Here is an 11,203-nt window from a genome sequence, read left to right as displayed (position 1 = left end):
CTCGCCGTACCGAACACCTCAGCACCCAAATGCCGCGCCAACTGCGTCGCCGCCATACCCACACCACCGGCAGCCGCATGCACCAGCACCGACTCACCAGACTTCACACCACCCAGATCGGTGAGCGCGTAGAACGCCGTCAGGAACACAACCGGTACCGAAGCCGCCTGCGCGAACGACCAACCCGCCGGAACCCGAGCCACCGTCCGCGCATCCGCCACCACCACCGGCCCGAACGCACCCGAGAACAACCCGAACACCCGGTCACCCACAGCCAGTCCCGTCACACCCGGACCGACCTCGGTCACCACACCCGCACCCTCCAGACCGAAGTCCTTCGCGTCACCGGGATACATGCCCAGCGCATTCAGCACGTCACGGAAGTTGACACCGGCCGTCCGTACGGCGACACGGACGTGCCCTTCGGTCAACTCGGCTTCCGCCTCCGGAGCCGGTGTCAGGCCCAACCCCTCCAGCGTGCCCTTCTCCACGATGTCGAGGCGCCACGCGGTCCCGCCCGACTTCTCTGCAGGGACGGCGAGTTCGGAGTCGGTGGTCGTACGGGCCAGCCGCGGAACGAAGGCGACGCCTCCACGGACGGCGAGCTCCGACTCGCCGGAGGCGAGCGCGGCGCCGGCCACGGCCCAGGACTGTTCCGTACCGTCCACGTCGAGCAGCGCGAATCGCCCCGGGTTCTCCGCCCGGGCCGCCCGCACCAGACCCCACACCGCCGCCAGCGCCGGATCCGAAGCCCTGTCGTCGATCGCGACCGCACCTTCGGTGACGAACACCAGACGGGCGCCCTCGAACCGCTCCTCCGCCAGCCAGGCACGCACCAGACCGAGCGCGTTCGCCGTGGCCGTGTGAGCCGCCGGGGCCACGTCGCCGGCCGGGGCTTCGACACGCACCAGCGCGGCGGCTCCGGCCTCGACTCGGCTCGTCGGCAGAGACGTGGGCAGGTCCGCCGCTGTCGCGTACGGCACGCCGTCGGTCGTCGTGTCGAGCTGGAGTCGCGTCCAGTCGATTCGGTGCAGCAGCTCGGCATGGCCGGTCGCCGCCGTGCCGGTGGGCGGCGCCGTCAACGGGCGTAGCGTGAGGGACTCGACGGTGGCGACGGGTGCGCCCGAGGCGTCGGTGAGGCCGAGGGCGACCGAGCCGGAGCCGGTGACGCGCAGGCGGGCGTGGAGGCGGGACGCGCCGGTCGCGTGGAGGGTGACACCCGCCCACGAGAACGGCAGCCCGGGGCCGGACGCGTCGCCGCCGTCCGAGGTCGTCGGGGCCACGCCGAGGGCGTGCAGCACCGAGTCCAGCAGGGCCGGGTGGACGCCGTAGCGGCGGGCGTCCGGGGCGGACTCGTCGGGGAGAGCCGCCTCGGCGAAGAGGTCGTCGCCGTGCTGCCGGACGGAGGTCAGCCCGCGGAACAGCGGCCCGTACGACAGGCCGGTGTCGGCCAGCCGCTCGTAGAGAGTGTCCATGGGGACCTCGGCGGCGTCCGCGGACGGCCGCGTGCCCGCTTCCGTGACCGGCGCGACGGCCTCGGGCAGGAGGGTTCCGCTCGCGTGCCGGGTCCACGGCTCGTCATCGGGGTCGTCCGCGTCGGAGCCGCCCGTGGGCCTGGAGTGGATGCCGAGTTCGCGGCGCCCGTTGGAGTCCGGGGCGCCAACGGTGACCTGGAGCTGGACGGCCCCGTGGTCCGGCAGCACCAGGGGTGTCTGCAGGGTGAGTTCCTCGACCTGGCCGCAGCCGACGTGGTCCGCCGCGTGGAGGGCGAGCTCCAGGAAGGCGGTGCCGGGCAGCAGGACGGAGCCGGAGACGACGTGTTCCGCCAGCCACGGCTGGAGCTGGACGGAGAGCCGTCCGGTGAAGACCGCGGTGCCGCTGTCCGCGAGGGTGACGGCGGCGCCGAGCAGCGGGTGACCGGCGGCGGACAGGCCCGCCGAGCGGAGGTCGCCCAGGTGGGCGCCGGTCGGACGCGGCCAGTAACGGCCGTGCTGGAAGGCGTAGGTGGGCAGTTCGACGGGGTGTCCTGCGGGGAAGAACGCGGGCCAGTCGACCTCGGCGCCGTGAGCGAAGAGGTCAGCGGTCGCCGTCAGCAGCGTTCGCGGCTCCGGACGGTCCGGGCGCAGGGACGGGGCCGCCACCGGTTCGCCGTCGGTGAGCGAGGCGTGGGCCAGCGCGGTGAGGGTGCCGTCGGGGCCCAGCTCCAGGAACCGGGTGACGCCCTCCGCCTCCAGAGTGCGTACGGCGTCGGCGAAGCGGACCGCCCGGCGCACATGGCTGACCCAGTGGTCCGGGGAGCACAGTTCCTCGGCGGTGGCCGTCTCGCCGGTCAGCGTCGAGACGACGGGCAGGTGCGGTCGTTCGTACGACAGTCCCTCCGCCACCGTGCGGAACTCGGCCAGCATCGGCTCCATCAGCGGGGAGTGGAAGGCGTGGCTCACCCGCAGGGCCGTGACCTTGCGCTCCTGGGCGCGGAAGTGTGCCGTCACCTTCTCGACGGCTTCCGCGGTGCCCGCCACGACCACGGCCCGGGGGCCGTTGACGGCGGCGATGCCCACCTCGTCGTCGAGCAGAGGCAGGACCTCGTCCTCGGTGGCCTGCAGCGCCGTCATCGCACCGCCTGCGGGGAGAGCCTGCATCAACCGGCCGCGGGCCGCCACCAGTCGGCAGGCGTCGGCCAGCGACCACACGCCGGCCACGTGCGCCGCGGCGATCTCACCGATGGAGTGCCCGGCGAGCACGTCCGGGCGCACGCCCCACGACTCCAGCAGCCGGAAGAGGGCGACTTCCAGGGCGAAGAGGGCGGGCTGGGTGAACTCGGTCCGGTTCAGCAGCTCGGCGTCGTCCCCGAACACCACCTCCCGCAGCGGGCGCGGCAGTTCCGCGTCCAGATGCGCGCAGGCGCCGTCGAAGGCATCGGCGAACACCGGGTACGTCTCGTACAACTCCCGTCCCATGCTGAGGCGTTGGGAGCCCTGACCCGCGAAGAGGAACGCCGTGCGCCCCTCGGTCGGCGCGCGGCCGGTCACGAGGGCGGGGCTCGGCTCGGCCATGACCAGGGACGCGAGGGCGGACAGCAGTTCCTCGCGGTCGGCGCCCAGCACAACGGCCCGGTGTTCGAACGCCGTGCGGGTGGCGGCCAGGGAGTGGCCCAGGTCTGCGGCGGTGAGACCGGGCCGGGCGTCGGCGTGGGCGAGGAGCCGTTCGGCCTGCTGGCGCAGGGCGTTCTCGGAGGCGCCCGAGATCACCCAGGGCAGCAGCGGACCGCCGGTCCCGGTGTCGGCTTCCGGAAGAGCCGTGGGCTCGGTGTCCCGTGGCTGCTCGACGATCACGTGCGCGTTGGTGCCGGAGACACCGAACGCGGAGACTCCCGCGCGGCGCGGCCGGTCGGCGCCGGGCCATTCCGTGCTCTCGGTGAGCAGTTCCACGGCGCCCGCGGACCAGTCGACGTGCGTGCTGGGGACATCGGCGTGCAGGGTGGGCGGCAGCACGCCGTGCCGCATGGCCAGCACCATCTTGATGACTCCGGCGACACCGGCGGCGGCCTGACTGTGCCCGATGTTGGACTTCAACGAGCCCAGCCACAGCGGCCGTTCACGGTCCTGGCCGTAGGTGGCGAGCAGTGCCTGCGCCTCGATCGGGTCGCCCAGGGTCGTACCGGTGCCGTGCGCCTCCACCGCGTCCACATCGGCCGGCGACAGTCCGGCGTCGGCCAGCGCGGCGCGGATGACCCGCTGCTGGGCGGGCCCGTTGGGCGCGGTCAGACCGTTGCTGGCGCCGTCCTGGTTGACGGCGGAACCGGCCACGACGGCGAGCACCGGATGCCCCTCGCGTCGCGCGTCGGAGAGCCGCTCCACGACGAGGACACCCACGCCCTCGGCCCAGCCGGTGCCGTCGGCGTCGTCGGAGAACGCCTTGCACCGCCCGTCCGCCGCCAGACCTCGCTGGCGGCTGAACTCGAGGAAGGCGCCGGGCGTCGACATGACCGTGACGCCGCCGGCCAGGGCCAGGTCGCACTCGCCCGCCCGCAGCGCCTGCACCGCGAGATGCAGGGCGACCAGCGAGGACGAGCAGGCCGTGTCGACGGTGAGGGTCGGACCTTCGAGGCCGAGGACGTAGGCGATACGGCCGGAGACGACAGCGGCGGCGTTTCCGGTGCCGAGGTAGCCGTCGCCCGCGTCGGGCGTGCTGAGCAGCAGCGCGGGATAGTCCTGTCCGTTGGAGCCCATGAACACACCGGTACGGCTGCCGCGCAGGCTGCCCGGGGCGATGGCGGCGCGCTCCAGCGCCTCCCAGGAGGTCTCCAGGAGCAGCCGCTGCTGCGGGTCCATGGCGACGGCCTCGCGAGGCGAGATACCGAAGAACGCCGGGTCGAAGTCGCCGGCACCGGTGAGGAACCCGCCGTGCCGGGCGTAACTGGTGCCGGGGCGGCCGGGCTCGGGGTGGTAGAGGGCGTCGATGTCCCAGCCGCGGTCGGTGGGGAACTCCGTGACGGCGTCCCGTGCCCCGGCCACCAGGTCCCACAGCTCGTCGGGGCCCGTCACATCGCCGGGCAGTCGGCAGCCCATGCCGACGATGACGATCGGGTCGTCGGTCGCGCGGTCCCTGCGGCCCGCGCCCGACGCGATGTCCGGGTGGCCGGCCGCGGGGCCGCCTTCGGGCTCGTCGAACAGCCGGCCGTGCACGAAGGCGGCGAGGTCTACGGGAGTGGGGTGGTCGAAGACCAGCGTGGCGGGCAGCGCGAGGCCGGTCTCCGTGGTCAGGCGGTTGCGCAGTTCGACGGCGGTGAGGGAGTCGAAGCCCGAGTCGCGGAAGGCGCGCCGGGTCTCCAGCAGCCCGGCTTCGGCGTGTCCGAGGACGGCCGCGGCGTGGGTGCGGATCAACTCCAGGAGTGCGCGAGTGCGTTCGGCGGCCGGACGGCCCGCGAGGCGTTCACGCAGTGCCGCGCCCGCCCCGCTGTCGTCCGCTCGGGCCTGCCCGTCGCTCAGCGCGTCCCGCGCCTCGGGCAGGTCGGTGAGCAGGGGGCTGGGGCGGGTGCTGGTGAAGCCGGGCGCGAACCGGGACCAGTCGACATCGGCGACGACCTGCCCGGTGACGTCCTGCTGCAGGACGCGGCGCAGCGCGGCCAGCGCGGTGCCGGGGTCGAGGGCGGCGAGGCCGCGACGGCGCAGGTACTCCTCGGCCCCGTCCTCGGCGGCCATACCGCCCTGGCCCCACGGTCCCCAGGCGACGGAGGTGGCGGTGGCGCCGCGGGCGCGCCGCTGTTCGGCCAGGCCGTCGAGGAAGGCGTTGGCGGCGGCGTAGGCGGTCTGGCCTCCGCTGCCCCACACCCCGGCGATGGAGGAGAACAGCACGAAAGCGTCCAGCGGCCGGTCGCCCTGGGCGCGCAGCACGGCGTCGAGGTGGGCGGCGCCGTGCGCCTTGGCGGCGAGGACCGAACGCAGACGGTCGGCGTCGAGGTCGGGCAGCGGCAGCGAGTCGGTGACGCCCGCCGCGTGGACCACGGCGTCGACGGGGTGGCGGGTGAGCAGCCGCTCGACGGCCGCGCGGTCGGCGACGTCGCACGCCTCGACGGTCACGCAGGCGCCGAGCGCGGTGAGTTCTGCCGTCAGCTCGGCGGCGCCGGGGGCGTCGAGGCCTCGGCGGCCCGTCAGCACGAGGTGCTCCGCGCCCTGCTCGGCGGCCCAGCGGGCGACCCGGGCGCCGAGCGCGCCGGTGCCGCCGGTGATCAGGACGGTGCCGCGGGGCTGCCAGCCGGCCGCGTCGGTCTGCGGCGCGGCCGGGTCCTCGGCGCGCAGCAGGCGTCGTACGAAGACGCCGGAGGCGCGCACCGCGATCTGGTCCTCGCCGCCGGGCGCGGCCAGCACCGCGGCGAGCCGTCCCGCGGCCCGCCGGTCGACGGTCCGCGGCAGGTCGACGAGGCCGCCCCACCGGTCGGACAGCTCCAGTGCGGCCACCCGGCCCAGGCCCCACTGCGCTGCCTGCGCCGGGTCGGGGGCGGCGTCGGAGCGTGCGGTGGCGACCGCGCCCCGTGTGGCCAGCCACAGCGGGGCGGCCACCTGGGCGTCGCCGAGCGCCTGCACGAGCCGTACGGTGCGGAGCAGGACGTCCGCCGGGGACGCGTCGGCGTCGGGGGCGGCGTCCTCGTCGGCGGGCAGGGCGAGGACGCCCGCCAGGGTGCCGGTGCCGGCGAGGCGGTCGGCCAGCGTGGCGCGCTCCTCGTCGGGGGCGTACTCCCACGGCACCGGTTCGGCGCCGCGCGCGGAGAGCGCGTCGGTCACCGTACGGAGCAGGGAGTGGTCTGCCGCACCGGAGGGGACGGCGACGAGCCATCGGCCGGTGAGCGGGGTGTCGGCGGCCGGGTCGACGGGCTGCCAGCCGACGCGGTAGCGCAGCCGGTCCACCCGGCCGAGCTCGCGCCGTCCGCGCCACCAGGACGACAGGGCGGGTACGAGGGGGCGGACGAGCCCCTCGTCGACGTCCAGGGTGTCGGCGAGGGCGGCGATGTCCTCGTCCTCGACGGCTGTCCAGAAGCCCGCGTCCCCGCCGCCTGCTTCAGCGGTCGGCGCCGTGCCGGGCGGGGTCGGTTCCAGCCAGTACCGTTCGCGGCGGAATGCGTACGTCGGCAGCTCCACGGCGCGCGCGCCGGTGCCCGCGAAGACGGCGGGCCAGTCGACGGGCGTGCCGTGGGCGAAGGCGCCGGCGACCGCGGCCATCAGGGCGGCGGGCTCGGGCCGGTCCTTGCGCAGGGTGGGCACGGCCGGCGGCCCGTCGCCGTCCAGGCAGCCCTGGGCCAGGGCGGTGAGGGTGCCGTCGGGTCCCAGTTCGACGAAGCGGGCGACCCGGCGCTTGTCCAGCAGCCGTATCCCGTCGGCGAACCGGACGGGCTCGCGGACGTGCCGGACCCAGTAGTCGGGCGAGCACAGGTCGGCGGGGCGGGCGACGTCACCGGTGACGTCGGAGACGATCGTCAGCCGGGGCGGGTGGTAGGTGACGCTCCCGGCGACCGCGCGGAATTCCTGGAGCATGGGCTCCATCAGCGGCGAGTGGAAGGCGTGACTGACCCTCAGGGCCGTCACCTTGCGGTCCTGGGCGCGGAAGTGCGCGGCCGTCTCCTCCACGGCGTCGGCGGCACCGGAGATCACCACCGCGCGGGGGCCGTTGACGGCGGCGATGCCGACCCGGTCGTTCAGCAGGGGCAGCACCTCGTCCTCGGTCGCCTGGAGCGCGGCCATGGCGCCGCCCTCGGGGAGCGCCTGCATCAGCCGGCCGCGCGCCACCACCAGCCGGCAGGCGTCCGCGAGGGACCACACACCGGCGACATGGGCGGCTGCCAGCTCGCCGACGGAGTGGCCCAGCAGGAACTTAGGGGTGACGCCCCATGCCTCCAGCAGGCGGAAGAGGGCGACTTCGAGGGCGAAGAGGGCCGGCTGCGCGTATTCGGTGCGGTCCAGCCGCTCCGCGTCGTCGCCGAAGACGATCTCCCGCAGGCTGAACGGCAGTTCGGCGTCCACCGCGTCGAAGGCCTCGGCGAAGGCGGGGTACGTCTCGTACAACTCCCGTCCCATGGCCGGTCGTTGGGAACCCTGACCGGCGAACAGGAAGGCCGTGGCGCCGCGCGCGCTACGTCCGCGCACCGTCGCGGCGCCCGGGACTCCCTCGGCGAGCGCGGCCAGTTCCCGTACTGCGGTCTCGTGGTCCGGGGCGAGGACGATCGCCCGGTGCTCCAGGGCGGCCCGGGTGGTGGCGAGCGCGTGACCGACGTCCAGCGGACGGGGCGGCTCGGTCTCCTGCCGCAGCCGGGCCAGCAGCCGGGCGGCCTGTGCCCGCAGCGCCTCCTCGCTGCGCGCGGACACCGGCCACGGCACGACGGGGAGCGTCCGAGGACCGGCGGCCGACCCGGCCGGCGCGTCGGCGGGTCCGGCCGGTTCGGCGGGTTCGGATGCCGGAGCCTGCTCGATGACGGCGTGCGCATTGGTGCCGCTGATACCGAACGAGGACACACCGGCGCGGCGCGGGCGGCCCGCCTCGGGCCAGTCCACCGGCTCGGTGAGCAGCCGTACCGCCCCCGCCGACCAGTCGACGTGCCGGGACGGCTCGGAGACGTGCAGCGTGCGCGGCAGCACCCCGTGCCGCATCGCCTCCACCATCTTGATGATGCTGCCGACACCGGCGGCCGACTGGGTGTGCCCGATGTTCGACTTCAACGAGCCCAGCCACAGCGGCTGTTCGCGCTCCTGGCCGTAGGTGGCGAGCAGTGCCTGCGCCTCGATGGGGTCGCCGAGCGAGGTGCCGGTGCCGTGCGCGTCGACGGCGTCCACATCGGCGTGAGTCAGGCCCGCGTTGGCGAGGGCGGCGCGGATGACCCGCTGCTGCGAGGGGCCGTTGGGGGCGGTCAGGCCGTTCGAGGCGCCGTCGGAGTTGATCGCCGTGCCGCGGACCACGGCCAGCACCGGGTGGCCCAGACGGCGGGCGTCGGACAGCCGCTCCACCAGCAGCATGCCGGCACCCTCGGCCCAGCCGGTGCCGTCGGCGTCGTCGGAGAACGCCTTGCACCGGCCGTCGGCGGCCAGCCCTCGCTGCCGGCTGAACTCGTAGAACATCGCCGGGGTGGCCATCACCGCCACACCGCCCGCGAGCGCCATGTCGCACTCGCCGCGGCGCAGCGCCTGGCACGCCCAGTGCAGGGCGACCAGCGAGGAGGAGCAGGCCGTGTCGACGGTGACGGTGGGCCCTTCCAGGCCGAGTGTGTAGGCGATGCGGCCGGAGGCGACCGAGGTCGCGTTGCCCGCCAGCAGCAAACCCTGCACACCCTCGGGGAACTCGCTCACACCGGCGCCGTAACCGGAGGTCGCGGCGCCGACGAAGACGCCGGTGCTGCTGCCGCGCACTGTGCCGGGGTCGACCCCGGCCCGCTCGAACGCCTCCCAGGAGATCTCCAGCAGCAGCCGCTGCTGCGGGTCCATCGCGAGGGCCTCACGCGGCGAGATCCCGAAGAAGTCCGCGTCGAAGCGCGACGCCTCGTGCAGGAAGCCGCCGCCGAGCGCGTAGAAGGTGCCGGGGTTGTCGGGGTCGGGGTCGTAGCCCGCCTCGACGTCCCAGCCGCGGTCGGCGGGGAACCCGGAGATGGCGTCCCCGCCCTCGTCGACGAGCCGCCACAGCTCCTCCGGGCTGTCCACACCGCCCGGATAGCGGCAGCTCATCGCCACGATCGCGATCGGTTCCCGGTCGCGCGTCTCCACCTCGCGCAGCTGACGGCGCGTCTGCCGCAGCTCGGCGGTCAACCGCTTGAGGTACTCGACGTACTTGTCGTCCATCTTGTCGTCTTCAGCCACCAACGCCACATCCCTGAGCCGATGCCAACGGTTTCCCGCGGCTGATCACGACATCCCGAGTTCTTTGTCGATCAGGTCGAACAGTTCGTCCGCCGTCTCGACGGAGTCGAGTTCCCCGTCGTCGACGTCGGCGAGTGCCGCTCCGGAATCCACGGAGCCGGTGCCGTTGTCGTGTCCGGCACCGCTGCCCTTCGTCGCCATGTCCTGCCACTTCGCCGTCAGCCACTGCAGCCGGGAAGTGATCGTCGCGTGGTCGTCCCCGCCGACCGTGGCTGCACCGAGCGCGGCCTCCAGCCGGTCCAGTTCGACCAGGAGCGGAGCCGCCGTCCCGGTCGCGCCCGGGCCTTGGCCCGCACCCGTGCCGGACGCCTCCGGCAGGGTGATCTCCTGAAGCAGATGACCCGCCAGCGCCGTCGGCGTCGGATGGTCGAACACCAGCGTGGCCGGAAGCCGCAGCCTGGTGGCGGCGTTGAGCCGGTTGCGCAGTTCGACGGCCGTGAGCGAGTCGAAGCCCAGCTCCTTGAACGCCTGGTCCGGTTCGATCTCGTCCGCGGAGGCGTGGCCGAGGGTCGCCGCCGCCTGGGCGCAGACCAGGTCGACGAGGTACTGCTCCCGGTCGGCCGGTGCGAGCGCCACCAGCCGGGCACCGAGGTCCTGCTGCTCCGCGCCGGCCCCGGCCGCCGTCTCCGCCGCCCGTCGCGCCGGCGCCCGCACCAGACCCCGCAGCAGCGGCGGTACGGCCTCGGCGTGCGCCCGAAGCGCCTGGAAGTCCAGGTTGACCGGCAGCAGCAGCGCCCGGTGCGCGGGGGCCGCGTCGGCCACGAGCCCGGCGGAGTCGAGGAGTTCGAGCCCCTGCTCAGCGGTGAGCGGCCGCATTCCGCCGCGCGCCATGCGTCGCAGGTCCGCCTCGGTCAGCTCGGCGGTCATACCGGCGCCGGGCGCCCAGGCTCCCCATGCGAGGGACACCGCGGGCAGTCCGGCGGCCCGGCGCAAGGCCGCGAAACCGTCGAGGAAGGCGTTGGCGGCCGCGTAGTTGGCCTGCCCCGCACTACCGAACGTGCCGGCCACGGAGGAGAAGACCACGAACGCGGACAGGTCCGCGTCACGGGTCAGCTCGTGCAAATGCGCCACCGCGTCGGCCTTAGGCCGCAGAACCTTCGCCAGCCGCTCGGGAGTCAGGGACGCGAGTACGCCGTCGTCGACGACGCCCGCGGTGTGGACCACGGCGGTCAGCGGATGCTCGACGGGGACGGTGGCCAGCACGGCGGCGAGCTGGTCCCGGTCGGCGACGTCCACCGCCGCGACCTCGACCTCCGCACCCAAGCCGACGAGCTCCGCGACGAGTTCACGCGCGCCGGGCGCATCGAGACCTCGGCGGCTGGCCAGCAGAAGATGCCTGATCCCGTGCTCGGTCACCAGATGCCGGGCCACCAGCGCGCCCAGACCACCCGTACCACCGGTCACCAGCACCGTCCCGTCAGGATTCATCGGTGGCGGGACAGTGAGAACGACCTTGCCCACATGCCGGGCCTGCGACAGATACCGGAACGCCTCCGGAGCCCTGCGCACATCCCAGCACGTGACGGGCAGGGGCTTGAGCACCCCCGCCTCGAACAGAGCGACCAGCTCGGCCAGCATCTGACCGATCCGCTCCGGACCGGCATCCCACAGATCGAACGCCCGATACATCACCCCCGGATGGTCGGCGGCCACCCTCCCCGCATCCCGGACGTCGGTCTTGCCCATCTCCAGGAACCGGCCACCACGCGGCAGCAACCGCAACGACGCATCCACGAACTCACCCGCCAGCGAGTCCAGCACGACATCCACACCACGACCACCGGTCACCGCGAGGAAGTTCTTCTCGA

2 protein-coding genes are annotated in these 11,203 nt (G+C 74.2%); both read right to left on the bottom strand.

Annotated features, from left to right (window positions below):
- Window positions 1–9,317 (bottom strand): type I polyketide synthase (locus ACWC5O_RS44460; RefSeq protein WP_450781285.1); only part of this gene is annotated, 9,317 nt, incomplete at its 3' end.
- 63 nt (window positions 9,318–9,380) lie between these two features.
- Window positions 9,381–11,203: SDR family NAD(P)-dependent oxidoreductase (locus tag ACWC5O_RS44455; RefSeq protein WP_450781283.1), on the bottom strand; the 1,823-nt coding region annotated here is incomplete at its 5' end.

Source organism: Streptomyces sp. NPDC001450 (genome assembly GCF_053597295.1).
Note: the sequence above shows the minus strand (reverse complement) of the source record. Positions and strands in the feature narration are given on the sequence as shown.